Raw genomic sequence first — 26,989 nt, 5'->3', positions numbered from 1 at the left:
AACTAATAATTTATGACACTGGAGGTAAAACTATTGAAAAAGGAAAGTATATTAAACAGGGTCCTAGCAAGTTTAATGCATTTATTCTCACTTTTGTTAACCTTTATTTTACCGATATTAGTATATCTGGTAACGAAGGGTAGGAATGATTATTTTGCCAATCACGCAAAAGAAGGGATGAATCTTCATTTTACTTTTTTTCCTATTTTATTAGTATTAACTTTTGTATCTAAAATAATAAACATGGTTTCTATTCTATCCTTTTCACTGATTATTCTGGAAACCATATTAATTTTAATTGCCACGATTTATACTTTAAAGGGAAAAAAGTTTTCTTACCCAGTTATAAGATATTTTAAGGTATAAAAGATATCTTATATTACTAAACGAAAAAGCTTTTCAATGAGGTGATAATATTGGATAAAGATATATTTACTATAGGGGAATTTGTACAAAAGTCTGGTGTTAGCATCCGAACTCTTCGATATTATGACAGCATAGACTTATTGAAACCAAGTGATTATACAGATGGAGGACATAGATTATACTCACAAGAAGATTTAAGACTTTTACAAAAAATTAAAGCTCTACAGTTTTTAGGCCTTCCTTTAAAAGATATTAAAACTATACTTGAAAAACAAACAGTTGAAGGTGAAATATTAATAAAATCTTTAACTTATCAAAAGAAGTTATTTGAAGCAAAAAAAGTTGAGATTGCCAACATTATATCTGATTTAAATCATCTTATTAAAATAACAGAAGCTGAGGAAATTATTAATGTTGATGTGTTTTGCTCAATGCTTCAAAAATTAATATTTGAAGAAGATACTGAAAAGTGGTTGAAGGAGAACGATTTTAATGATCATTTATTTAATATTAGTAAGCAGGAAGAAATTAATTTAGACAAAAAATGGAGTAGGGTTTTGACTAAAATCAAACAATTATCTTTTACGAAAGCTATACCTTCTTCAAAAGAGGCGCAAGAAACAATAGAAATACTCCTAAAACTAATAGATGAAACTGCAAAAGGAAACTTAGATTCAATTAAAGAGAAGCTTCCCTTTACAGAACCAATTTCATTTCCAAACCCTTTCACCGAAAAGGAGCTAGAATTTTTACAAGAAGCTATAAATTGTCATCAAAATAATAACTCACCTGAATATTGAACATTGCTATTAAAAATTACCCTTCAATATAAGTGTTTTTGAATAAAATTCTATTGTAGTTATTGCACTGACCTAAAAAAAGAGACAAATAAAACACCTTTCGTTGAAAAACGGGTATTGTACCTTATCAAATCAACGTGGAGGTGTTTTTCTATGGGGACAAGAGTGAGTTACCCAGTAGAAGTGAAAATGAAAGCAATTGAAATGAGATTAGAAGGAATTCCTGTAAAACAAGTATTAGAGGAGCTAAATATTCGTTACCATTCTCAGTTAAAAACATGGATGAAATGGTACAGGAACGGCGAATTACATCGTCTTGAACAGCCTGTAGGAAAACAATATACATTTGGCAAAGGACCTGAATATGAAAGTGAAATCGTTAAGTTACAAGCAGAGAATCGTTATTTAAAGCAACAAATTGAAGTGTTAAAAAAGTACAGAGTTGGAGAGGAAGTGGTCCCAAAAGTTGTAGTAGAGCTAGTAGAGGAATTAAAAGAAATCATGCCAATTGGTGAAATCTGCCGTCATTTAGGTGTAGCTCGTTTGTCGTATTACCGCTGGAAGGCCAATGAAAATATATTCACTTAAAAGAATCTACTTAAAGCCATCTATTTTGAATCTGTCAAAATAGATGGCTTTGCTGAATTTATTAAAATTTTTTTGGGATAAGTTTATATTTTTTTAAGGAATTATTTAGAGGGAGTTTAACATTCAATATTACTATGAATGTCAATGGAACATCAAACCTCAATAAACTTAGAAAAAATCATCTAACTAAAAAGGGGTTGAGGTAACTAAACTATGGGGGTAAATAGAGATATGAAAAAGCTATTAATAGTATCCGTTGCAGCGACAGCACTCCTTGCTGCTTGTCAGGATAAAGAGCCTGTAAAGAAAAATGATGCAGAAAGTGCAGAAGTAAAAACAGAAAGTACCGCAATCGAAAATAATACACAGTTAACAAAAGGACAAGAAATGGTTAACATGCTTAGTAGTACAAACTGGCAAGGGACAAGGGTATACGATAAAGATAATAATGACTTAACAGCTGAGAATGCAAACTTTATTGGCCTTGCTAAATATAATGTTGAAACAGGTCACTATGAATTCTTTGATGCGACTACTGGAGAAAGCCGTGATGATAAAGGAACATTCTTTATTACAAATGATGGTCAAAGCAGAATTTTAATTTCTGAATCGAAAAATTACCAAGCCGTTGTGGAAATAACAGAGTTAAACAACAATATTTTTACTTATAAAAGAATGGGTAAAGATAAGGAAGGCAACGATGTAGAAGTTTTTGTTGAGCATGTTCCTTATAATGATAAGGATCTTGCTTTCACGGATGCTGATAAAACTTTAGATGCTACTACAGGTGATATTGTAAAAAACGTGGACGGTGATAAGATCTTAGCAGAGACATTGTGGCATGGGACTGTAGTGTTAGATGAAGCTGGGAATGATGTAACTGAATTTAATACGAACTTCATCAGTATCGCAAAATATGATGCAGACACAAATAAATATGAATTTTTTAACCCTGAAACAGGAGAAAGTCGTGGAGACTATGGTTACTTTGATATTATCCATAGCAATAAAATTAGAGCCCACGTTTCAATTGGCAACAATAAATATGGTGTAGCACTTGAAATAACAGAGCTAAATGATAAGAAGTTTACGTATAAAAGAATAGGTAAAGACAAAGATGGAATTGAAGGAACTGTATTTGTTGAGCATGAACCATATGAAGGTGAATATAATCCTGAATTCACATTCAAATAAAATGTGAAAAACAGCGTTAGTCTTTTATGGGGCTAATGCTGTTTTTTGTGAAGAAATATAATTATAATCCTGTATCACACATAACAATCGTTGGTATTTCCAGTTGGATAAGTTGCTAAGTAATGTGTATTTTACGTGGAAATGGCTGATACTGCGTGTAAGCTGTTATTTCGTAGAGGACTATGAAGTAACTGAATAATAAAATGGAGGTCAATGTATGAAAAGGCTATTAATCATATCACTTGCAATAATGGCATTGCTTGCTGCATGTCAGAGTAAACAAGATGTAAAAAAGAAAGAGGAAGTAAAAACTGAGCAATCTGGAGATCACAGGCAGATTGAAATGACGAAAGGTCAAGCGAATGCAAATATTCTAAGTAGTACCAACTGGCAGGGTACAAAAGTTTACGATAAGAATAAGAAGGATTTAACCGCAGAAAATTCTAATTTTATTGGCCTGGCAAAGTACGATGCAGATTCAGGTCGTTACGAATTTTTTGATGCAAAAACAGGAGAAAGTCGCGATGATAAAGGTATTTTCTTTATTACGAATGATGGAAAGCAAAGAATATTGATTTCTGAATCAAAAAATTATCAAGCTATCGTGGAAATTACGGAGCTAACTCAAAATTTATTTACTTATAAAAGAATGGGGAAAGATGCAAATGGTAACGATGTAGAAATATTTGTTGAGCATGTTCCTTATAAAGATAAAAAACTTACATTTACTGATCCAGATAAAACTTTGGAAACTTCTACAGGCACTATTGTTCAAGATGTTGATGGTGATAAAATTTTAGCAGATACACTATGGCAGGGAACAGTTGTATTAGATACAGAAGGAAATGATGTAACACAATATAATTCAAATTTTATTAGCATAGCTAAATATAATGCTGATACAAATAGATATGAATTTTTCAATCCTGAAACAGGTGAAAGCCGTGGTGACTACGGTTACTTTAACGTACTTCATGGAAATAAGGTAAGAGCACATGTTTCACTAGGAGAAAATAAATATGGGGCCGTTCTTGAAATTACTGAACTTAATAACAAGAAATTCACTTATTTAAGAACTGGTAAAGACAAAGATGGTAAGGATATAACGGTATTTGTAGAGCATGAACCTTATACAGGTAAGTTTAAACCTGAATTTACACAAAAATAGATTAATTCCTTGATTACCGGCATTAGTTCTCAAATTGTAATGGACTAATGCCATTTTTAAAATAATAACTTCTATTAAAAATCAATCTCTCAATGTTAATACTTGAGAGTTTTTTTCACTTTCTGGCATAGTTCTCTTACTATCATCGTACACTAAATGTAAAAGGGTGGTGGATATGGGTGAAGCGCTGGCTTGCACTAGGAGTAATTATGCTAATGAGTATAGTGGTCGTGGCATATGAAACGAATGCTTCGGACCGTAACTTCTTCTTGCCAGACCCACTTGGTGGTCTAAAGGTTGTCATCGATGCGGGTCATGGGGGTCAGGATGGAGGAGCTTCAAAGGGCGAAGTGATTGAAAAGGATATTACACTTGCAATTGCTCGGCATGTTGAGAAGGAGCTTAAGAAAAAAGGCGCAACGGTAATAATGACGAGAACAAAGGATGGAGATGTTATCGATGAGCATGCGCCGTCAGAGAAATTCGGTACAATGCGAGAACGAAAAAAGCAAGATATCTTTTTAAGAAAGGATATTGTTGAAAAAGAGAAACCAGATATTTTTATTACAATTCATGCAAATGCCATTCCTGAAACAAAATGGCGTGGAGCACAGGTATTTTATCATAAAGAAGGACATGCTGACGGTGAATTATTAGCAAAGAGTATTCAGGAATCTATTCGTACGAATTTAAAAAATACGGACCGAGAAGCACTGTCTATCAAACAAATATATTTACTGAAAAAAGTTGAATCACCTGCTGCACTAGTGGAAACAGGATTTATCAGTAATGATGAGGAACGTGCACTTTTAACGGATAAAAAATACCAAGAAAAAATGGGGAACGCTATTGTTGAAGGTATAGAAGCCTATTTATTAGCGAAGATTGAATAGAGCAACATCTACAACGTAAATCAAATCATTATGATATACTAACATTGAGATAATATAAGGGGAGTGTTCGTCGTGATTACTGAACAACAAGTACGAGAAATATTAGGACAACTACAAGATCCATTTTTACATAAATCACTCGCAGAAACAGATGGAATTACAAACGTAGCCATAAAAGAAGAAAAAAATCATGTCAGTGTAAAAATTGCGATTGCTAAAACAAATACACCTGAACAATTACAATTACAAATGAAGGTTGTTGAAGTTTTGAAGGAAGCGGGTGCAAATACGGTTGGTATACGCTTTGAGGAACTATCAACAGAAAAATTACAAAGCTTCCGTGGAACAGCTACTGAGTCTGAGGCTCAAGATATTTTATCTCCTCTTAGCACAGTACAAGTTATTTCCATTGCTTCAGGTAAAGGCGGTGTAGGGAAATCTACAGTTTCCGTTAATCTCGCAGTGGCATTAGCACGTCTTGGAAAAAAGGTGGGCTTAATCGATGCAGATATTTATGGATTTAGTGTGCCTGATATGATGGGTGTTACCGATATGCCAAAAGTGGTAGATAATCGAATTTTCCCAGTTGATCGCTTTGGGGTAAAAATGATCTCAATGGGCTTCTTTGTTGAAAATAACGCACCAATTGTATGGCGTGGACCAATGTTAGGTAAAGTGTTAGATCAGTTTTTCCGTGATGTAGAATGGGGCGAATTAGACTATCTGCTACTTGATTTACCACCAGGTACCGGGGACGTAGCACTAGATATTCATCAAATGCTGCCTTCATCAAAGGAAATTGTTGTTACAACACCACATCCTACAGCAGCATTTGTAGCAGCTCGAGCAGGTGCAATGGCTCTACAAACAGAACATGAAATTTTAGGTGTTATCGAAAATATGGCATGGTATGAGTCAAAATCAGGCGACCGGGAATTCGTATTTGGTCAAGGTGGGGGTCCTAAGTTAGCTGAGGAGTTACGTACAGAATTACTTGGACAAATCCCACTGGGTCAACCGGACTGGTCAGAAGAAGATTTTGCACCTTCTGTTTATGCTGAAAAACACCCAACAGGACAAATTTATTTAGATATCGCGACGAAAATGATCAATAAATTAAATAAATAAATAATCAAAAACGGATTTCCTAAATTTAATGAGGAAATCCGTTTTTTAAATAAAAGAATTACTGGGTGTTATTTTGTTCCTTGTCAGTGCCGTCACCGCCACCTGCTTTTTTCTCATCTTTTCCAGAAGATGCTGTTGCTTCACCGCCACTTTTTTTAATAAGCTCCTGCCATTTTGTTTGCATAAGTGGACTTTCAATCGTTTCTTTTACGACTTCCTCCATTTGTTTTCTCATGTTGGAAGACTTAAGAATCGTTTCTAACTGCTTTTGCATATCAGGCTGTCCAAAGAATGCCTCCATATCCTTTTGGAAAGTGGGATCCTTGATTAATTCCTTCATAATATCCTGTTGCTGCTTTTGCATACTTTTAGCGACAGTTTCTTTAAACTTTGGATCCTCGAATGTTTTCTTCCAAAAATCTTCGGCTTCCTTAGAAAGTAAGGTTTCTTCGGTAGCCTTCTTCACTTCTTCATGCTCCAAAATCAGTAACTCGCGAAAGCTGGGCTCCTCTAAAAGCTGCCGTAAAGCCTTTTTACCGTCCTCAGTTTGTAAAGAGTCGATCATGATTTTTTTTATTTCATCATAGGACATGGTAGAGGTTTTATCTTGTGCACAGGCAGAAAGAAAAAGCATTAGAATTAGTAATAAGGTAAATTTTCGCATTAATCATCAGTCCTTTCTATAGATAGGCTCTTTCAATTATTGTTCACATTTACGATGACTTTATGTATTGGTTAGGATGAGAAATAGCTTTTTTAACAATGCATTGTTAAAATAAATACAGATATATTGTAGAAATTGGGGGACTTTTAGTTGTGACGATACGAAATTGGGCAAAGTTTTTCTTTTTTGCAATGCTCGTTGGAGGCGCTGTCAACGGAATTTGTAGCTTGTTTATTAGATGGGACTTCTTTCAACCATACATAACAAATGGTCATTGGGGAGAATTTTTAGCAGGGCTTTTATGGATGGTCTTTTTAGGATTTACGATGAGTGTTATTGCACAAGCAGGCTTCTTTGCTTATTTAACACTCCATCAAGTGGGAGTTAACATTTTTAGAACTCTGACGCTGTGGAATTGGGTTCAGTTATTATTAATTGCTATTACTATTTTTGACGTTATTTTCTTCCGTTTTATCCCAGGAGTTAAAGAGGGACAAAGCTGGATATTCTATTTAGGATTATTAATTGTTTTAATTTTTGGAGCAGTTGCAACAGCCGTTCAAAAAGTAAAATTGACGGGTAAAAAGCACGTTTTGATTTCAGCCTTATTTTTTATGATTGTCATTACAACGTTGGAATGGACGATTGCTTTAATGGGACGTGATGAAAATATTAACGAGTATGTTGCATTGTTACTATTCCCATTGCTTGCTGTAAATGCCTATCAATTATTAGTATTACCCAAATATAATGCAAAATCTGATGAAGATCGTCAAAAGTTAGAAGCGCGCCGTAAAGCACGTAGAGAACAAGCGAAAAACGCAAATGCATAATAAAGATGCCTCCGATAATGTTGGAGGCACTTTTTTATGGTGATTTTTTAGTTTGAACTTTATATCCAAAAATATTTTCTTCAATCGACATAAATTTATTTTGTTGTAGCAAAGTATTTATATCTTTGAATGTAATTGGACTATTTTGATGCAAGGTGATGAAAATAAAATCGCCTTTTTGTATTTTAGGTGTTTTTTCACCTTTCCAAATCAAAGAGGGAGAAAGTATGTTTATTTGCTGTTGAAATAAGTTCTTTTGTAAATCCTGAGAATATTGGTGATTGCGAGTGGCAAACCAAAGGGGTGTTTCTTTTAAATATTTTTCGTAAATAGCGATATCCTTCTGTACGGCTGTCATGCTAATAGGTTCATCAATAGAATCCTCTGGTCCTAATAATCCTGTAGGTAGTTTCCGCTTTTGAATGATTTTTAATTGTTCCGGTGATCGTTTAATCCATGCAGCATCTAACAATAAGAGTGGATAAGGTTCTTTCACAGTGTTAAGCCAGTCCATTAGTGCTTCATCAGAGAAAGAAATTTCTACTACAAGAGATGTACCGTAATGCCCTTTTGTTACAACTGCTGGAGCATCAGCGATATTAAATACAGAAATCATAGTTGAGTTTATCGGCTTTATAAAAACAAATAGTATTACGATGAAAAACAATGAAATCAACGTTTTACGAACCATCATAACAACCTCGTTTCTAAAATATTAAAGAGAAAAATAAACTTCTTAAAAAAACTTATGATTTAGTGTTGACTTTCATGAATAATCGATGTTATTATGTATAAGTCGCCAAGAGATGACGCGACAAAATAAAAAATGAACCTTGAAAACTGAACAAGCAAAACGTAATCAATATAGTTTTTAGTAGCTAGCTTTTGCTAGTGAACAAAACAAAAATTTTGGACATCAAAATTGATGCCAGCAAAACAATTTGAGCTAATCAAATTTCTTTTATGGAGAGTTTGATCCTGGCTCAGGACGAACGCTGGCGGCGTGCCTAATACATGCAAGTCGAGCGAACAGAGAAGGAGCTTGCTCCTTTGACGTTAGCGGCGGACGGGTGAGTAACACGTGGGCAACCTACCCTATAGTTTGGGATAACTCCGGGAAACCGGGGCTAATACCGAATAATCTATGTCACCTCATGGTGACATACTGAAAGACGGTTTCGGCTGTCGCTATAGGATGGGCCCGCGGCGCATTAGCTAGTTGGTGAGGTAATGGCTCACCAAGGCGACGATGCGTAGCCGACCTGAGAGGGTGATCGGCCACACTGGGACTGAGACACGGCCCAGACTCCTACGGGAGGCAGCAGTAGGGAATCTTCCACAATGGGCGAAAGCCTGATGGAGCAACGCCGCGTGAGTGAAGAAGGTTTTCGGATCGTAAAACTCTGTTGTAAGGGAAGAACAAGTACAGTAGTAACTGGCTGTACCTTGACGGTACCTTATTAGAAAGCCACGGCTAACTACGTGCCAGCAGCCGCGGTAATACGTAGGTGGCAAGCGTTGTCCGGAATTATTGGGCGTAAAGCGCGCGCAGGCGGTCCTTTAAGTCTGATGTGAAAGCCCACGGCTCAACCGTGGAGGGTCATTGGAAACTGGGGGACTTGAGTGCAGAAGAGGAAAGTGGAATTCCAAGTGTAGCGGTGAAATGCGTAGAGATTTGGAGGAACACCAGTGGCGAAGGCGACTTTCTGGTCTGTAACTGACGCTGAGGCGCGAAAGCGTGGGGAGCAAACAGGATTAGATACCCTGGTAGTCCACGCCGTAAACGATGAGTGCTAAGTGTTAGGGGGTTTCCGCCCCTTAGTGCTGCAGCTAACGCATTAAGCACTCCGCCTGGGGAGTACGGTCGCAAGACTGAAACTCAAAGGAATTGACGGGGGCCCGCACAAGCGGTGGAGCATGTGGTTTAATTCGAAGCAACGCGAAGAACCTTACCAGGTCTTGACATCCCGTTGACCACTGTAGAGATATAGTTTCCCCTTCGGGGGCAACGGTGACAGGTGGTGCATGGTTGTCGTCAGCTCGTGTCGTGAGATGTTGGGTTAAGTCCCGCAACGAGCGCAACCCTTGATCTTAGTTGCCATCATTTAGTTGGGCACTCTAAGGTGACTGCCGGTGATAAACCGGAGGAAGGTGGGGATGACGTCAAATCATCATGCCCCTTATGACCTGGGCTACACACGTGCTACAATGGACGATACAAACGGTTGCCAACTCGCGAGAGGGAGCTAATCCGATAAAGTCGTTCTCAGTTCGGATTGTAGGCTGCAACTCGCCTACATGAAGCCGGAATCGCTAGTAATCGCGGATCAGCATGCCGCGGTGAATACGTTCCCGGGCCTTGTACACACCGCCCGTCACACCACGAGAGTTTGTAACACCCGAAGTCGGTGAGGTAACCTTTTGGAGCCAGCCGCCGAAGGTGGGATAGATGATTGGGGTGAAGTCGTAACAAGGTAGCCGTATCGGAAGGTGCGGCTGGATCACCTCCTTTCTAAGGATATTTTCGGAATACAAACCTTGGGTTTGTAAGATTACGTTTTGCGTTCAGTTTTGAAGGTTCATTCTTCCGAATGAAATACTTCAAAACTTGTTCTTTGAAAACTGGATAAAACGACATTGAAATTGTAACAAACACATTTATTTTTTAAGTTTTTTTATAGGCTTAATAACATAATAAAGGTTTCAAGACACGAGCAGTTCTAGGAAGCAATCGAGTGAATGAAGGAGCGTACTTAAGTACGTGACTGATTGAACGAGTGAAGCTGACAACGAAATGCGATGTGTATTGAAAGCTGCAGGTTAAGTTATTAAGGGCGCACGGCGAATGCCTTGGCACTAGGAGCCGAAGAAGGACGGCACTAACACCGATATGCTTCGGGGAGCTGTAAGTGAGCTTTGATCCGGAGATTTCCGAATGGGGGAACCCACTACGTTTAATCGCGTAGTATCTTGACGTGAATACATAGCGTCTTGAAGGCAGACCCAGGGAACTGAAACATCTAAGTACCTGGAGGAAGAGAAAGAAAAATCGATTCCCTGAGTAGCGGCGAGCGAAACGGGAAGAGCCCAAACCAAGAGGCTTGCCTCTTGGGGTTGTAGGACACTCTATACGGAGTTACAAAAGAGCGAGTTAGATGAAGCGACTTGGAAAGGTCCGCCAGAGCAGGTAAAAGCCCTGTAGTCGAAAGTTCGTTCTCTCCAGAGTGGATCCTGAGTACGGCGGAACACGTGAAATTCCGTCGGAATCCGGGAGGACCATCTCCCAAGGCTAAATACTACCTAGTGACCGATAGTGAACCAGTACCGTGAGGGAAAGGTGAAAAGCACCCCGGGAGGGGAGTGAAAGAGATCCTGAAACCGTGTGCCTACAAGTAGTTAGAGCCCGTTAATGGGTGATAGCGTGCCTTTTGTAGAATGAACCGGCGAGTTACGATTACGTGCGAGGTTAAGCTTTAGAAGGCGGAGCCGCAGCGAAAGCGAGTCTGAATAGGGCGAAATAGTACGTGGTCGTAGACCCGAAACCAGGTGATCTACCCATGTCCAGGGTGAAGGTAAGGTAACACTTACTGGAGGCCCGAACCCACGCACGTTGAAAAGTGCGGGGATGAGGTGTGGGTAGCGGAGAAATTCCAATCGAACTTGGAGATAGCTGGTTCTCTCCGAAATAGCTTTAGGGCTAGCCTCGTGATGAGAATACTGGAGGTAGAGCACTGTTTGGACTAGGGGGCCATCCCGGTTTACCGAATTCAGACAAACTCCGAATGCCAGATATTTATACACGGGAGTCAGACTGCGAGTGATAAGATCCGTAGTCAAAAGGGAAACAGCCCAGACCACCAGCTAAGGTCCCAAAGTAATCGTTAAGTGGAAAAGGATGTGGCGTTGCACAGACAACCAGGATGTTGGCTTAGAAGCAGCCATCATTTAAAGAGTGCGTAATAGCTCACTGGTCGAGTGACGCTGCGCCGAAAATGTATCGGGGCTAAACGATTCACCGAAGCTGTGGATTGACATCTACGATGTCAGTGGTAGGAGAGCGTTCTAAGTGCGTTGAAGTCAGACCGGAAGGACTGGTGGAGCGCTTAGAAGTGAGAATGCCGGTATGAGTAGCGAAAGACGGGTGAGAATCCCGTCCACCGTATGACTAAGGTTTCCTGAGGAAGGCTCGTCCGCTCAGGGTTAGTCGGGACCTAAGCCGAGGCCGATAGGCGTAGGCGATGGACAACAGGTTGATATTCCTGTACCACCTCCTCACCGTTTGAGAAATGGGGGGACGCAGTAGGATAGGGTAAGCGCGCCGTTGGTTGTGCGCGTCCAAGCAGTAAGGCGTGTGTGTAGGCAAATCCGCACACTGTAACGTTGAGCTGTGATGGCGAGTCCGTATGGACGAAGTTCCTGATTTCACACTGCCAAGAAAAGCCTCTATCGAGGTGAGAGGTGCCCGTACCGCAAACCGACACAGGTAGTCGAGGAGAGAATCCTAAGGTGTGCGAGAGAACTCTCGTTAAGGAACTCGGCAAAATGACCCCGTAACTTCGGGAGAAGGGGTGCTCTTGAGCGTGCAAGCGCATGAGAGCCGCAGTGAATAGGCCCAGGCGACTGTTTAGCAAAAACACAGGTCTCTGCAAAACCGTAAGGTGACGTATAGGGGCTGACGCCTGCCCGGTGCTGGAAGGTTAAGAGGAGTGGTTAGCGCAAGCGAAGCTGCGAATTGAAGCCCCAGTAAACGGCGGCCGTAACTATAACGGTCCTAAGGTAGCGAAATTCCTTGTCGGGTAAGTTCCGACCCGCACGAAAGGCGTAACGATCTGGGCACTGTCTCAACGAGAGACTCGGTGAAATTATAGTACCTGTGAAGATGCAGGTTACCCGCGACAGGACGGAAAGACCCCGTGGAGCTTTACTGTAGCCTGATATTGAATTTTGGTACAACTTGTACAGGATAGGTAGGAGCCAGAGATCTCGGAGCGCCAGCTTCGAAGGAGGCGTCGGTGGGATACTACCCTGGTTGTATTGAAATTCTAACCCATGCCCCTTAGCGGGGCAGGAGACAGTGTCAGGCGGACAGTTTGACTGGGGCGGTCGCCTCCTAAAAGGTAACGGAGGCGCCCAAAGGTTCCCTCAGAATGGTTGGAAATCATTCGTAGAGTGTAAAGGCACAAGGGAGCTTGACTGCGAGACCTACAAGTCGAGCAGGGTCGAAAGACGGGCTTAGTGATCCGGTGGTTCCGCATGGAAGGGCCATCGCTCAACGGATAAAAGCTACCCCGGGGATAACAGGCTTATCTCCCCCAAGAGTCCACATCGACGGGGAGGTTTGGCACCTCGATGTCGGCTCATCGCATCCTGGGGCTGTAGTCGGTCCCAAGGGTTGGGCTGTTCGCCCATTAAAGCGGTACGCGAGCTGGGTTCAGAACGTCGTGAGACAGTTCGGTCCCTATCCGTCGTGGGCGTAGGAAATTTGAGAGGAGCTGTCCTTAGTACGAGAGGACCGGGATGGACACACCGCTGGTGTACCAGTTGTCTTGCCAAAGGCATCGCTGGGTAGCTATGTGTGGACGGGATAAGTGCTGAAAGCATCTAAGCATGAAGCCCCCCTCAAGATGAGATTTCCCATTACGCAAGTAAGTAAGATCCCTCAAAGACGATGAGGTAGATAGGTTCGAGGTGGAAGTGTGGTGACACATGGAGCTGACGAATACTAATCGATCGAGGACTTAACCAAAAAGTTTGAAGCATTCAATGCGCCGTTTATCCAGTTTTGAAAGAATAACATCTTTCAACTAAATACAAGATCTAGTGATGATGGCAAAGAGGTCACACCCGTTCCCATACCGAACACGGAAGTTAAGCTCTTTAGCGCCGATGGTAGTTGGGGGCTTCCCCCTGTGAGAGTAGGACGTCGCTAGGCGCAAAAAGTCGCTGCTGACAAACTCAGTAGTGGCTTTTTTTATGCCCAAAAACAACAAAATATGAGACATTTCACCAGCACATCTCCATCTGGTTGAAATGTCTCTTTTTTTTGCTAGATTTGATTCAGCTATGGATATCCAAGCACCTATTCCTAAAATAGAGGAATCCAGTGTTTACTTTTCTTTTTTTGAATACAAAGAAACTGCAAAATATGACTGGGTAACTAGATTATTTTAAACAGTTGCTGTTCGTAGTTCTACACGTCGAATTTTACCAGAAGTAGTTTTAGGTAATTCATCTATAAAGACAATGCTACGAGGGTATTTATAAGGTGCTGTTAGTGCCTTAACGTGCTCCTGCAGCTCTTTTGTTAATTCCTCTTCATCACGATCTCTAAAGGCTTCTCGTAAAATAACAAAGGCTTTCACAATATGTCCTCGGATTTCATCTGGTGCTGCTACAACAGCACATTCTTGTACAGCCTCGTGTTTATTCAAAGCATCTTCTACTTCAAATGGTCCAATTGTATAGCCTGATGAGATAATGATGTCATCTCCCCGACCTTCAAACCAGAAATAGCCATCCTCGTCACATTTGGCTTGGTCACCAGTAATATACCAATCGCCACGGAAGGCAGCTTGTGTACGTTCAGGCTCACGATAGTATTCTTTAAACAAAGCAGGAGATGACTTATGTACAGCGATATCTCCAACTTCTCCAACAGATACTTCATTACCTTCATTGTCTACAATACGTACAATATTACCAGGAGTTGGAACACCCATTGAACCAGGACGTAACTCAGTATTCTCTAGTGTGCCGATTAGCAGTGTATTTTCTGTTTGACCATAGCCGTCTCGGACTTTAAGACCAAAATTATTCATAAATGCTTCGATAACCGGTCGATTTAATGGTTCACCAGCAGAGACTGCGCTTCGTAATGAGGATAGATTGTAATCTTTTAAATTATCAATTTTCGCCATAATACGATATTCAGTTGGTGTACAGCATAATACATTTATCTTTTCATCTTGAAGTAGCTGAAGATATGTTTTTGCATCGAATCCTCCATGATAAACAAATGCAGTTGCACCTAGCATTATAGTAGATAAAAACGGGCTCCAAATCCATTTTTGCCATCCTGGTGCTGCGGTAGCCCATACTAAGTCACCTTCACGTACACAAAGCCATTGTGAGGCTGCTGTGCGAATATGTGCATATCCCCAGCCGTGCGAATGAACAACACCCTTTGGTTTACCAGTTGTACCAGAAGTATATGAAAGAAACGCCATATCATCACGTTTTGTAGGAACTGCAGTAAATGTATCTGGTTGCGTGCTAGCTAATTCATCTAACGACGTCCAATTACCTGGAGCAGTTCCGATAACCAATTTGTTTTTTAAAGCCTCAACAGAAGAAGTAATACGATCTACTTCACCAGTGAATGCCTCAAAAGCAATCACTGCACTTGCAGAGGAGTGCTCCATACGATATTCTAAATCACTTGCACGCAACATCTCAGAGCAAGATATAGGAACAATCCCAGCTTTTAGACAGCCAAGAAAGACAAAGTATGCCTCAGGTAGTCGTGGAGTAATGACTAATACGCGATCGCCTTTTTGAAGCCCCTTCTTCGTAAAAGCATGTGCGTATTGGTTCATTTTTTGAACAAGCTCAACATAGGAAATAGTTCGACGCTCCTGTTGAGTATTTAACCATCTTATTGCTTGACGTTCACTATCCTGAGAAAATTTCTCTAATTCCTCAGTAATGTTATAAAATTCTGGTGCAATTAAATCGTTTGTAACCATTTGAACATTCCTCCCCGGAAATAATAGAAAATTCGTAAAACTATATTTATTTTATCAATTACAATAATATACAGCAAGAATATTAAATACGCAAAATAGAAATATTAGATTTAATAGAGAACTATTTTGATATTTAATGGTTTTTATAATACCATTCGACAAAAAATATAAAATTTTTTATAAAAAGTGTTGCATAATTTACAATGCTTGCTATAATAATAAATGTACTTAAGAGTTTTTAGAAAACTTAGTTGAATAGCATTGTTCCGAAGTAGCTCAGTTGGTAGTAGCACCTGACTGTTAATCAGGTTGTCGCAGGTTCGAGTCCTGCCTTCGGAGCCATTTTTTTGCCCATTTTTAGGATGCTTTTATACATAGTTCAAGAAAATATAAAAAAGTATTGCATTAAGTTAGAAATAATGGTAATATAAATCTTGTCCTGTTTGGAACATTAATGAAATGGCCCCTTGGTCAAGTGGTTAAGACACCGCCCTTTCACGGCGGTAACACGGGTTCGAATCCCGTAGGGGTCACCATTTTAAAGCTTTGTAGTAATGCAAAGGCTTAAAAAGAAAATAAGCTGTTAAGAAATGAACACCTGTTTCTATGGAGGATTAGCTCAGCTGGGAGAGCATCTGCCTTACAAGCAGAGGGTCGGCGGTTCGAGCCCGTCATCCTCCACCATATAGTGTTATTTCGGAGGGGTAGCGAAGTGGCTAAACGCGGCGGACTGTAAATCCGCTCCTTAGGGTTCGGCGGTTCGAATCCGTCCCCCTCCACCAGTTTTATAAATGATTGGGGTATAGCCAAGCGGTAAGGCAACGGATTTTGATTCCGTCATGCCTAGGTTCGAATCCTAGTACCCCAGCCATTTTTTCTTTTTATGAGCCATTAGCTCAGTTGGTAGAGCATCTGACTTTTAATCAGAGGGTCGAAGGTTCGAGTCCTTCATGGCTCACTTTTCTTAGTATAAATTATTTTAAGAAGTGTTACATTAACTACAGATACTAATCTCTTGCTGAAAACAGTAGGAGATTTTTTTATGTTCAAGATATATGTATAAATATGCAAAAAAATGTACAGTTGAGCCAAGGCAGATATAGGCTTTACAATATCCTTACAACTAGAAGGAGGTATAAAAAGATGAATAAATTTGATATTTCTATTATTGGGGTTCCAACTGATTATGGGCAAGCACGTAGAGGCGTAGACATGGGCCCCAGTGCGATCCGTTATGCGGGAGTTGTGGAACGCTTAGAAGCAATTGGTCATAAGGTACAAGATCTAGGGGATATTCGAGTTAGTCAAACACTTAAAAATGCCGTTGTAGATGAAAAACTACTTAATTTAGAGGAAGTTATTGAAGTTAGCACAGCTTTAGCAAATAATGTGCATGCAGTATTAGAACAAAAAAGGTTCCCATTAGTATTTGGTGGAGATCACAGTATTGCTATTGGTACACTTGCTGGTCTTGGAGAGCATTATAAAAACCTAGGTGTTATTTGGTATGATGCACATGCTGATTTAAATACACCTGAGACAACACCTTCTGGCAATATACATGGTATGCCTTTAGCTGTAAGCATTGGGCTTGGTCATGAGCGCTTAGTTCGTATTCGCGACTTTGCGCCAAAAATTAAACCTGAGAATGTTATTATTATCGGAGCTCGATCTGTAGACCCGGGAGAACGTGAGCTTATTCGTCAGCAAGGGATTAAGGTGTACACAATGCACGAAATTGATCGCCTTGGTATGACGCGTGTTATGGAAGATGCTCTTGCCTATTTAAAAGAACGGAATGTTGATGGCTTGCATTTATCCCTTGATTTAGATGGTCTGGACCCACTGTATACACCAGGAGTTGGGACACCTGTACCAGGGGGAATTACGTATCGTGAAAGTCATTTAGCTATGGAAATGCTACAAGAATCAGGTATGTTAACATCCGCTGAATTTGTTGAAGTTAATCCGATTTTAGATGAAAAAAACACAACAGCTAATGTTGCTGTTGCCTTAATGGGTTCTTTATTCGGAGAAACACTAGTTTAAAGAAAATTAACAAAAAATTGTCTTTCACCACAATGAACAAAAATCTTTTGCTATAATTAAAAATAATAAAAATAAATTGAAACTTTTCTTATCAGAACCTCGTATAGTATAAGACAGTTGTAAAGGTGGAGAAGTCAACACAATGGATGCGTTAGTAAATAAGAGAATAAAACAAGTGCTTAAAGGCGATCAAAACGCATTTGCCGATATTGTGAGTCTCTATCAGCACAAACTGTACCAAGTATGCTATAGGATGTTAGGAAATAAACAAGAATCTGAGGATATTGCTCAAGAAGCATTTGTTCGTGCCTACATGAATTTGCATACTTTTGATCAGAAACGAAAATTTTCTACGTGGCTTTATCGCATTGCGACTAACCTCTGCATAGATCGTATTCGGAAAAAAAAGCCGGATTATTATTTAGATGCAGAAGTAGCTGGTACAGAAGGGCTTGATATGTATTCGCAAATCGCAGCAGATGACCAGCTACCAGAGGAACAAATAGAGCAAATGGAGCTACAGGATCGCATTCAATATGAAATTGGACGTTTACCAGATAAATATCGTTCAGTTATAGTATTGAAATATATTGAAGAGTTATCGTTGCAAGAAATTAGCGAGATTTTAGATATGCCTCTTGGAACGGTGAAAACGAGAATTCACCGCGGACGTGAAGCATTACGTAAGCAATTAAACAATCTGTAGGAGGGGAGCGTCATGAATACTTGTCCAGAGCATATTATAGACTATATGCATGATTATTTAGACGGTGACATTAGTCGTGAGCATGAGCAAGAGTTAAAACAACACTTGCATTCATGTAGTGATTGTAAACAATTGATGCAGGAATTGAGTGAAACAATCGCCTTTGTGAAGAGTGCTTCCCATATTACAGCACCTCCGCATTTTGAAGAATCTGTGATGGCTCGTTTACCGAAACCCAAAAGTCGTGTAGGCATGCAAAAATGGATTCGCCGGCATCCATTATTTGTGGCAGCAGCAGTATTTTGCTTATTCATGAGTGCAACTTTAATTGGGAACTTCATGGATGACCAACATTTCTCTGTGACCAAGCAGCCAAACTTAGTTGTTGATGGTCAGACAGTTATTGTACCTGAGGGAGAAGTGGTGAAAGGCGATATTGTTGTTAAAAATGGTGATTTAATTGTTGAGGGTGAAGTTGATGGCAATATCACTGTTATTAACGGGCAGTATATGGCTTCTTCGGCAGTTGTATCAGGTAAAATTGAGGAAATTGACGAAGCATTCGAATGGTTATGGTATACAATCAAAAATTCAGTAAAAACCGCTTTGACATTCGAGGATAAAGAAGAAACTAAATAACACTCTATACGTCCTAAAAGATAGTGCACGTGAGAGGCTGAAAGGTCTACTCTTATGAGTAGACTTTTCATTTGAAAAAAGTTACATTTGATAAGAATGTGCTATACTTAAATGTGTATGGATTCGCAATGAAAAGTGGGGGATGCCACGTGCAAATTATCGAACATTTCGCTGATTTAACACCTGTGAATATTGTTATTAACTTCTTAGATGTACTGCTTGTTTGGTACGTTGTTTATAAAATTTTAACCCTCATTAAAGGTACGAAGGCTGTCCAATTATTAAAAGGAATTTTCGTAATAATTATTGCGCGCATCATTACGGACTTTTTAGGGTTAGAAACGTTAGGCTGGATGCTCAATCAAGTCATCGAGTTTGGTTTCTTAGCGATAATTATCATTTTCCAACCGGAAATCAGACGTGGTCTTGAACAAATCGGTCGAGGTAAGCTATTCCAACGCTCTACCAGCCAGGTCGAGGAAGAACAAACAAGGCTAATTGAGGCCATGAAAAAATCTGTTAGTTATATGGCAAAACGACGTATAGGGGCGTTAATTTCTATTGAAAAGGAAACAGGTTTAAATGAATATATTGAGACAGGCATTGGTCTAAATGCCGCAATCTCTTCTGAATTACTTATTAACATTTTCATACCTAATACACCACTTCATGATGGGGCCGTTATTATACAGAAGGATAAAGTAACTGCAGCAGCTTGTTACTTACCACTATCTGAAAGTCCGTTTATTTCAAAGGAGCTTGGGACACGCCACCGTGCCGCACTTGGTCTAAGTGAAGTGACAGATGCGATAACGATTGTTGTATCAGAAGAAACTGGTGCTATTAGTATTACACTAAATGGCAATCTACACCGAAATCTTTCTCTAGAGGAATTTGAAACACTGTTACGTAATATGTGGTTTGGAACAGCACAAGAATCAAATGCAGCCTCTAAGTTGACTTGGAGGGGGAAAAAGAATGGATAAAATGATGGATAGTCCATGGGTGTTACGAATCATCGCACTATTTCTTGCCTGTTTGCTCTTTTTCTCTGTTCGTACGGAGCTAACTTCTTCAAATAAAACAACCTCCAATGAGCAAACAGATGTAATTCGCGATGTGCCTGTCGATGTTTTTTATGACAATGAGAATCTTATTGTTACAGGTCTGCCGAAAACTGTTGATGTGACAATAAAAGGCCCAATGCAACTTGTTTTACAGGCAAAGGCAGCAAAAGATTTCTCGGTATTTGTGGATTTAAGTAACTTGCTAATAGGAAAGCATAATGTTAGGCTGCAGTACGAAAACATTTCTAATAAATTACAGGTTACTTTAGACCCAGCAATGGTAAATGTAAATATTGAAGAAAAGGTCACACAGGAATTTCGTGTTGACCCTGAGATGAATAATCGTTTAATCGAAGAAGGATTTATCTTAAAAGGAATGACTGCTAAGCCAGCAACCGTATATGTTACAGGTGCAAAAAGTGCAATTGAAAACATTAGTTATGTCAAAGCTACTGTAACAGGCGAGCAAGGTTTAACGGAACCATTCTCTCAGGTAGCAGCTGTTAAAGTGTTAGATCGTGATTTAAATAAATTAGACGTGACAATAGAACCAGAGACTGTGAAAGTAAAAGTTGATATAGCAGAATATAGTAAGGAACTCCCTGTTGTTATGAAGGAAATTGGAAAAGCGCCAGATGATGTGACCATTAATGAATTAACACTTAATCAAAAAATGGTGAAAGTGTATGGAAGAAAATCAATTATAGACAGTTTAAATGGAATTCCTGTAGAAGTGGATTTGTCAAAAATTACAGAATCTAAAACGTATGAATATGATGTAAAATTACCCGAAGGCGTGACAAAAATATCTGACTCAAAAATTAAAATAAAGGCAGATATTACAAAGGTAGAGCAGGAGAAAACAACACCAACAACTTCTACTCCTCCACCTTCACCTCCTACTGAGGAACCAAATACCACACCTTCTGATGAAAATACTCCTACTGAGAAAACAGAAGATATTGATTCTTAAACAATAACTGACTATAATTTTATTTTGATTCAGTAGAGATTCATTCTCTATCGGTAGAGTATTCTTTCTCGGATAAGAAAAAGCACGAACGATAATAGATACTCAAGCTAAATCGAAATACTCTATGTTTATTCTTTGCATTTTTAGAAGTTGCTTATAAAATATAGAGACTTGTTCAAATTCAGATAATAAGCATAGAAATTTAATTAATAGTTACCAGTGAATAAACGAAAATTGACTTTTCCAAAAGTAAGCAGATGGGCGATCTTTTTGTCACATGGATGAACTGATCACCGACATGCATTGAAGGAGAGAATAATCAAAATGGGTAAATATTTTGGAACAGATGGCGTCCGTGGTGTCGCGAACAGTGAGTTAACACCGGAATTCGCATTTAAACTTGGCCGAGTAGGGGGCTATATTTTAACAAAGGATGCAACTGACCGTCCCAAGGTTTTAATTGGTCGTGATACACGTATCTCAGGTGAAATGCTAGAAGGTGCACTTGTGGCTGGCCTTTTATCAATCGGTGTAGAGGTGATGCGTTTAGGAGTTATTTCAACTCCAGGTGTGGCTTACCTTACGAGAATTCTGAGTGCAAATGCAGGCGTCATGATTTCAGCTTCACATAACCCAGTTGCAGATAATGGCATTAAATTTTTCGGTCCAGATGGTTTTAAACTAACAGATGCGCAAGAGGATGAAATTGAAGCATTACTTGATGCACAAGAAGATACATTGCCACGTCCAATAGGGGCAGATTTAGGTTCCGTAAGTGACTACTTCGAGGGTGGACAAAAATATATTCAATACTTAAAACAAACTGTAGATGAAGAGTTTGATGGCATACATGTAGCATTAGACTGTGCACACGGTGCTACATCTTCCCTTGCTACACATTTATTTGCTGATCTGGAAGCGGATATTTCAACAATGGGTGCTTCACCAACAGGTCTAAATATTAATGATGGTGTAGGATCTACACATCCAGAAGGACTAGCTAAATTTGTCACTGAAAAAGATGCAGATGTTGGCCTAGCATTCGATGGCGATGGTGATCGTCTGATCGCGGTTGATGAAAATGGCAAAATTGTAGATGGTGATCAAATTATGTTCATCATCGGTAAGCATTTAAATGCAGTGGGACGCTTGAAAAAACAAACAATCGTATCAACGGTAATGAGCAATATGGGCTTCTACAAAGCTGTAGAAAGCAATAGTATGAAAAGTGTTCAAACAGCAGTTGGTGATCGATATGTTGTGGAAGAAATGCGTGCCAATGAATATAACTTAGGTGGCGAGCAGTCAGGGCATATCGTTTTCCTTGACTATAATACAACGGGTGACGGCTTACTAACAGGTATTCAGCTAGTGAATATTATGAAAGCGACTGGAAAAAAACTATCTGAGTTAGCATCTGAAATGAAAATTTTCCCTCAGCGTTTAGTAAATGTTCGTGTAACTGACAAGCATGCAGTAACAGAGAATGCTAAGGTTGCATCTGTCATTGCTGAGGTTGAAGCGGAAATGGCAGGCAACGGCCGCGTATTAGTTCGTCCTTCTGGTACAGAGCCACTTGTACGCGTAATGGTGGAAGCTGCAACAGAGGCAGACTGTTCACGTTATGTAGAGCGCATTGCTGATGTCGTCCGCGCTGAAATGGGTCTAACAGAATAAGAATCAGTCAAACTCGATTTCCTTTAATGGAAATCGAGTTTTTTCTATGAAACATACGTACCTAAATAGAATGTTTGAAAGTAATGGGATTGGGAATATTAGTACAGAATCACAAAAACAAGGAGTGTTTGATGAATATGGCTAAAATTGCTACTGTCATTACTGATATGTTCGAGGATATAGAATATACAAGTCCAAAAGAGGCGTTGGAAGCAGCAGGTCATGAACTAGTAACAATTGATACGAAGTCTGGGAAAGACGTACAGGGCAAGCATGGGAAGAAAGTACAAATAGATAAAGCAATTGACGAGGTGAAGGCTGCTGAGTTTGATGCACTGTTTATTCCAGGTGGATTTTCTCCCGATATATTACGTGCAGATGATCGTGTGGTTGCTTTTGTAAAGAAATTTATGGATGATATGAAGCCAACGTTTGCTATTTGTCATGGACCTCAATTACTCATTACGGCTAAGACTTTAAACGGCCGCGATGCAACTGGCTATAAATCGATTCGTGTAGATATAGAAAATGCTGGTGCTAAATTTCATGATGAGGAGGTATTTGTTTGTCAGAAACAATTAGTCACAAGTCGTACACCAGATGACTTGCCAGCATTTAACCGAGAAATTGTGAAATTACTTGAACATAAAGGGCGATAAAAAAGAGGTAAACTATCAAAATAAGGAAAAATGAATATTTCCTTATTTTGATATTCATTTTTAAGTTCCAGACATTTAATAATACCAATCCCCGCAATTAAAAAATAAAACAATCCTCTACAAAGATATGTCTTATCCATCACCATGCCTTACTAAACAGCCAATGCATAATCCGAATTGTCATGAGTTTCGTACTATTGCTGGAAGCTTTCATTTAAATCAACAGCTTGCTCTGATTAACTAGTAAATTTTTAATAGTTGTCTCATTATTGTCAATATAAAGGGGTGAAGGGAGATATTTTTATAACGATAATTTGACGGATAGCATATGATTGAGTATGATGGAGAAGTTGAAGATAAGGTCCGACCTTATCCTTTAACGAACGCAGAAGGAGGAAAGAGAGCGTTAAATCGGAAAACAATTATAGCGCCTGAGCTGAGGAAATTGGACGGAGAAATCTTCAGCAGACGAGGTGGAGGTTTATCGAAAATTCGGCGGATGCCTCCCGATCGACATACCCGATTGTCATTTTTCATTTTGAAAGCATTCGAGTGATTGAATGTACAGAAAATGGAAAAGGTATTAGTGAAAGCAAAGATAAATAGAGAAACTTCACGTATCGATTGGCTACTTTTCAGTCAGCTGAGTAAGTAGTGGTAAGGTGCATGTAGTTGTATGCTTTTTTTCTAAGAAAAAGAAGTATTACTTTTACATTCATAAAAATTCGATAGGCTGGGGTCTAATTTGTCATTGCATGAAATTGACGATATCGGAGGAAATGAATTTTATGTGTGGAATTGTAGGTTATATTGGTGAATCGGATGCAAAGGAAATCCTATTAAAAGGTTTAGAGAAATTAGAATACCGTGGCTATGACTCAGCAGGTATTGCTGTACGTAATGAAGAAGGCGTAACGGTTTTTAAAGAAAAAGGACGTATTGCTGACTTACGTGAGGCCGTGGACGAAGAAATTACAGCTAAAATTGGGATTGGTCATACACGTTGGGCAACGCATGGTGTGCCAAATCGTTTAAATGCTCACCCTCATCAAAGTGCATCAGGACGTTTTACACTTGTGCATAATGGGGTTATTGAAAACTATCATTTATTACAAAAAACTTATTTAAAAGGCATTCCCATGAAATCTGATACAGATACAGAGGTCATTGTGCAATTAGTAGAGTTATTTGTAAAAGAAGGCTTAACGACAGCTGAGGCATTCCGTAAAACTTTATCTTTATTACATGGTTCATATGCACTTGCACTATTAGATGCGGAAGCGGCAGATACAATTTTTGTAGCAAAAAATAAATCACCTCTATTAGTTGGAGTTGGTGAGGGCTTCAATGTTGTAGCTTCTGATGCAATGGCGATGCTACAAGTAACAGATCAATACATTGAGCTTCATGATAAAGAGGTCGTAATTGTACACAAGGCTAGTGTGGAAATTACAAAATTAGATGGTTCATTAATAGAACGTGCACCATACACAGCAGAGCTTGATATGAGCGATATTGAAAAAGGAACTTACCCTCACTACATGCTAAAAGAAATGGATGAACAGCCTACGGTTATTCGCAAAATTATTCAAGCGTATGAAGGTGAGAATGGCGAATTAACAATTGATGCAGATATTTTAAAAGCATTAAGAGCAGCAGATCGCCTGTATATTATTGCAGCTGGCACAAGCTACCATGCAGGCCTAATCGGAAAGCAATATTTTGAGAAAATGGCGGGTATCCCAGTAGAAGTGCATATTTCAAGTGAATTCGGCTACAATATGCCTCTACTATCTGAAAGACCATTGTTTATCTTTATTACACAATCGGGTGAAACAGCAGACAGCCGTCAAGTACTTGTAAAAATTAAAGAGCTCGGCTATCCAACATTAACGATTACAAACGTACCTGGCTCTACACTATCACGTGAAGCAGATCATACATTGTTATTACATGCAGGGCCAGAAATTGCGGTTGCCTCAACAAAAGCTTATGTAGCACAAGTAGCCGTGCTTGCTGTAGCAGCCTATGTAACGGCTAAGGCAAATGGCACAGGCTTAGAATTCGATTTAAAACAGGAGCTTGCAATTGCCGCAAACGGTATCCAAACAATTATCGATTCTAAGGATGTATTAGAAGATATCGCAGAAGACTATTTAAAAATCGCACGCAACGCATTCTTCATCGGTCGTAATATTGACTTCTATGTAAGTCTTGAAGGTGCTCTAAAGCTAAAAGAAATTTCTTACATCCAGGCAGAAGGCTTTGCTGGTGGTGAACTTAAACACGGAACAATTGCCTTAATCGAAGAAGGTACACCAGTATTCGCCCTTGTTACACAAGAAGATGTAGCGCTGAATATTCGTGGTAATGTGAAAGAAGTAACAGCCCGTGGCGCATATCCATGCATTATCGCGATGGCTGGCGTTGATGAAGATGGTGATCGCTTAGTGATTCCCCATGTCCATGAATTACTAACACCACTTGTTTCTGTGGTGCCATTACAGTTAATTAGCTACTATGCTGCATTACACCGCCGTTGCGATGTCGATAAACCACGTAACTTGGCTAAATCGGTGACAGTGGAATAAGGTTGTTTGTCTTTTAATATTGTGAGTTATAACTTATGCTGTCACTTTTTATAATTAAATTTGACATATAAATATAAGATATTGTGACACTAAAAATACACCTTGATACAGAGAAGTTGTTGCTGTATCAAGGTTTGAATTTTTTTTAGATTGTTTTTTATAATATGATACATAAGAAATAAAATTAATTATTCCTGCAAAAAAATATAATTAATATTGTCACTTTATCAGTTATAAAAATATTGGTTTGTAAACATGGAGTTTATTAGACAAAAAAATCGAAAAAGTAATTTTGTTTAATGTCATTAAGGATAAAAATTCCTTAATGACGTTTTTTTTTGAATTTTTTTGAGCCATCACATATTTTGAATGATTAATTTAAAAATGGAAATAAATATAAATAAAATGAAAGGAATTAGTTATGAAATTTTATAAAGAGAAAGAAATCTACTGTTTTAGCTGTCATAAAATAACTTTATTTACATGTAAGGATACTCATAACAAAATAGGAGTAGACAGTCATTGTAGTGAATGTTCTGGTATTTGGTTTGAATGGCAAAATAGAACGGTAGAAAGAGAAATGGAAAAGTGGATTGAAAATAACAAAGGACTGCTTCATTAGTATTAATAGTGATTCTTAAAATTTATCCAATATGAATATTATTGTAGTTTTATAAAAGAGTTTGATCATTTGAAAAAGTTTGATAATTTAAGATAAAGATTGATCATTTATAATTAAGTTTGATTAAAAATCCTGTGTTGATATGTAGGCTTTTTTCTTATTCCACAATCGAGCCATATTGTTGATTACAATCTTTTATAAAAGATTACTTTACAACGATTTAAACCTCCCAAACTATATAATTAAATCACTAGCACCAATGTGTTCATACACTCCACTCATTGTGAAGCTGTTGCATGGTTGGAATTAATTACTATAAAGAAAAAGAACGAATTTCCGATGGTGAAATTCGTTCTTTTTTGTTGAAGTTATTGAACGAAGCAGGTTAGTTGAACAAAGGGGATTTTCTTACTCCTAATTAAGCACCAATGGGTGGTAATAAGTAGTATAATATAAATAAACCGGAAATTAAATTCGGGGTGGTAAGCCCTTTCGACAAGATCTTAAAATAATGATACATACTTATTTTCGTACATATGGACGAACAGAAAAAATTCTAATTGATTGGCATCCTATATAATACTTGTGAATCTTATTAATGATAATGGCACCAGAACAAGTAAAGCA

Annotated in this window: 17 protein-coding genes, 6 tRNA genes, 3 rRNA genes and 2 pseudogenes; 25 read left to right on the top strand and 3 right to left on the bottom strand. The window is 38.8% G+C overall.

Going from position 1 to position 26,989, the window contains the following annotated elements:
* Positions 1–33 precede the first annotated feature (33 nt).
* The 7 genes and pseudogenes from QNH24_RS25135 to QNH24_RS25105 all read left to right on the top strand — a co-directional run bounded on the left by QNH24_RS25135 (position 34) and on the right by QNH24_RS25105 (position 6,137).
* Positions 34–366 (top strand): magnetosome magnetite crystal formation protein family, encoded by a 333-nt coding sequence (locus tag QNH24_RS25135; RefSeq protein ID WP_283870060.1) that lies wholly within the window; start codon positions 34–36, stop codon positions 364–366.
* 41 nt (positions 367–407) lie between these two features.
* The gene (locus tag QNH24_RS25130) at positions 408–1,166 is read left to right on the top strand and encodes a MerR family transcriptional regulator (protein WP_283870059.1); all 759 of its coding nucleotides are present in this window, start codon (positions 408–410) and stop codon (positions 1,164–1,166) included.
* Between the two features lie 153 nt (positions 1,167–1,319).
* Positions 1,320–1,736, top strand: a pseudogene (locus tag QNH24_RS25125) (IS3 family transposase); the annotation flags it as partial.
* Between the two features lie 336 nt (positions 1,737–2,072).
* Positions 2,073–2,948 (top strand): annotated as a pseudogene (locus tag QNH24_RS25120) (DUF4822 domain-containing protein); the annotation flags it as partial.
* A 217-nt stretch (positions 2,949–3,165) separates the two neighbouring features.
* Positions 3,166–4,116, top strand: coding sequence for a DUF4822 domain-containing protein (locus QNH24_RS25115; protein ID WP_283870057.1), 951 nt, complete (start codon positions 3,166–3,168; stop codon positions 4,114–4,116).
* A 179-nt stretch (positions 4,117–4,295) separates the two neighbouring features.
* Positions 4,296–5,009, top strand: coding sequence for an N-acetylmuramoyl-L-alanine amidase (locus QNH24_RS25110; RefSeq protein ID WP_283870056.1), 714 nt, complete (start codon positions 4,296–4,298; stop codon positions 5,007–5,009).
* A 72-nt stretch (positions 5,010–5,081) separates the two neighbouring features.
* Positions 5,082–6,137 carry a P-loop NTPase gene (locus tag QNH24_RS25105; RefSeq protein WP_283870055.1) on the top strand — a complete coding sequence of 352 codons (1,056 nt, stop codon included), beginning with the start codon at positions 5,082–5,084 and terminating at the stop codon, positions 6,135–6,137.
* A gap of 58 nt (positions 6,138–6,195) precedes the next feature.
* On the opposite strand, the gene gerD is transcribed toward QNH24_RS25105, so the two are convergent.
* Positions 6,196–6,801: a spore germination lipoprotein GerD gene (gene gerD, locus QNH24_RS25100; RefSeq protein ID WP_283870054.1), complete on the bottom strand. Its 606-nt coding sequence runs from the start codon at positions 6,799–6,801 to the stop codon at positions 6,196–6,198.
* Between the two features lie 152 nt (positions 6,802–6,953).
* Between gerD and QNH24_RS25095 the strand changes: the two genes are divergently transcribed.
* Positions 6,954–7,634, top strand: coding sequence for a KinB-signaling pathway activation protein (locus tag QNH24_RS25095; protein WP_283870053.1), 681 nt, complete (start codon positions 6,954–6,956; stop codon positions 7,632–7,634).
* 34 nt (positions 7,635–7,668) lie between these two features.
* Here QNH24_RS25095 and QNH24_RS25090 read toward each other — a convergent pair whose 3' ends face one another.
* Positions 7,669–8,328: a hypothetical protein gene (locus QNH24_RS25090; RefSeq protein WP_283870052.1), complete on the bottom strand. Its 660-nt coding sequence runs from the start codon at positions 8,326–8,328 to the stop codon at positions 7,669–7,671.
* 266 nt (positions 8,329–8,594) lie between these two features.
* Between QNH24_RS25090 and QNH24_RS25085 the strand changes: the two genes are divergently transcribed.
* The 3 genes from QNH24_RS25085 to rrf all read left to right on the top strand — a co-directional run bounded on the left by QNH24_RS25085 (position 8,595) and on the right by rrf (position 13,566).
* A 16S ribosomal RNA gene (locus QNH24_RS25085) occupies positions 8,595–10,146 on the top strand.
* A gap of 306 nt (positions 10,147–10,452) precedes the next feature.
* Positions 10,453–13,380 (top strand): 23S ribosomal RNA (locus QNH24_RS25080).
* A 70-nt stretch (positions 13,381–13,450) separates the two neighbouring features.
* Positions 13,451–13,566, top strand: a 5S ribosomal RNA gene (gene rrf / locus QNH24_RS25075).
* Together the 16S, 23S and 5S rRNA genes form the textbook arrangement of a ribosomal RNA operon.
* A gap of 235 nt (positions 13,567–13,801) precedes the next feature.
* On the opposite strand, the gene mbcS is transcribed toward rrf, so the two are convergent.
* Entirely contained in the window at positions 13,802–15,379 is a 1,578-nt protein-coding gene (mbcS, locus tag QNH24_RS25070; RefSeq protein ID WP_283870051.1) for an acyl-CoA synthetase MbcS, read from the bottom strand.
* Between the two features lie 265 nt (positions 15,380–15,644).
* On the opposite strand from mbcS, the gene QNH24_RS25065 reads away from it, so the two are divergent.
* The 14 genes from QNH24_RS25065 to glmS all read left to right on the top strand — a co-directional run bounded on the left by QNH24_RS25065 (position 15,645) and on the right by glmS (position 25,740).
* A tRNA-Asn gene (locus QNH24_RS25065) sits at positions 15,645–15,721 on the top strand.
* Positions 15,722–15,840: 119 nt separating this feature from the next.
* Positions 15,841–15,915 (top strand) — tRNA-Glu (locus QNH24_RS25060).
* A gap of 72 nt (positions 15,916–15,987) precedes the next feature.
* Positions 15,988–16,063, top strand: a tRNA-Val gene (locus QNH24_RS25055).
* Positions 16,064–16,077: 14 nt separating this feature from the next.
* A tRNA-Tyr gene (locus tag QNH24_RS25050) sits at positions 16,078–16,161 on the top strand.
* A gap of 14 nt (positions 16,162–16,175) precedes the next feature.
* A tRNA-Gln gene (locus QNH24_RS25045) sits at positions 16,176–16,250 on the top strand.
* 14 nt (positions 16,251–16,264) lie between these two features.
* Positions 16,265–16,337 (top strand) — tRNA-Lys (locus tag QNH24_RS25040).
* A 185-nt stretch (positions 16,338–16,522) separates the two neighbouring features.
* Positions 16,523–17,428, top strand: a complete 906-nt coding sequence (rocF, locus tag QNH24_RS25035) for an arginase (protein ID WP_283870050.1) — start codon at positions 16,523–16,525, stop codon at positions 17,426–17,428.
* A 142-nt stretch (positions 17,429–17,570) separates the two neighbouring features.
* On the top strand, positions 17,571–18,134 hold the full coding sequence (gene sigW / locus QNH24_RS25030) for an RNA polymerase sigma factor SigW (RefSeq protein ID WP_054771242.1): 564 nt from the start codon (positions 17,571–17,573) through the stop codon (positions 18,132–18,134).
* Between the two features lie 12 nt (positions 18,135–18,146).
* Positions 18,147–18,773, top strand: coding sequence for a zf-HC2 domain-containing protein (locus QNH24_RS25025; RefSeq protein ID WP_283870049.1), 627 nt, complete (start codon positions 18,147–18,149; stop codon positions 18,771–18,773).
* Positions 18,774–18,922: 149 nt separating this feature from the next.
* Positions 18,923–19,759 carry a diadenylate cyclase CdaA gene (gene cdaA, locus QNH24_RS25020; protein ID WP_283870048.1) on the top strand — a complete coding sequence of 279 codons (837 nt, stop codon included), beginning with the start codon at positions 18,923–18,925 and terminating at the stop codon, positions 19,757–19,759.
* On the top strand, positions 19,752–20,813 hold the full coding sequence (locus tag QNH24_RS25015; protein WP_283870047.1) for a CdaR family protein: 1,062 nt from the start codon (positions 19,752–19,754) through the stop codon (positions 20,811–20,813). The genes cdaA and QNH24_RS25015 overlap by 8 nt, the downstream gene beginning before the upstream one ends.
* 324 nt (positions 20,814–21,137) lie before the next feature.
* A complete protein-coding gene (gene glmM / locus QNH24_RS25010; RefSeq protein ID WP_283870046.1) occupies positions 21,138–22,490 on the top strand; it encodes a phosphoglucosamine mutase in 1,353 nt (450 codons plus the stop codon).
* Positions 22,491–22,627: 137 nt separating this feature from the next.
* Complete coding sequence (locus QNH24_RS25005; protein WP_283872945.1) at positions 22,628–23,149, top strand: type 1 glutamine amidotransferase domain-containing protein; 522 nt, start codon at positions 22,628–22,630, stop codon at positions 23,147–23,149.
* Between the two features lie 788 nt (positions 23,150–23,937).
* Positions 23,938–25,740, top strand: a complete 1,803-nt coding sequence (glmS, locus tag QNH24_RS25000; RefSeq protein ID WP_283870045.1) for a glutamine--fructose-6-phosphate transaminase (isomerizing) — start codon at positions 23,938–23,940, stop codon at positions 25,738–25,740.
* Positions 25,741–26,989 lie beyond the last annotated feature (1,249 nt).

Origin of the sequence: Lysinibacillus pakistanensis (assembly GCF_030123245.1) — a bacterium.
GTDB lineage: Bacteria > Bacillota > Bacilli > Bacillales_A > Planococcaceae > Lysinibacillus > Lysinibacillus pakistanensis.
Note: the sequence above shows the minus strand (reverse complement) of the source record. Positions and strands in the feature narration are given on the sequence as shown.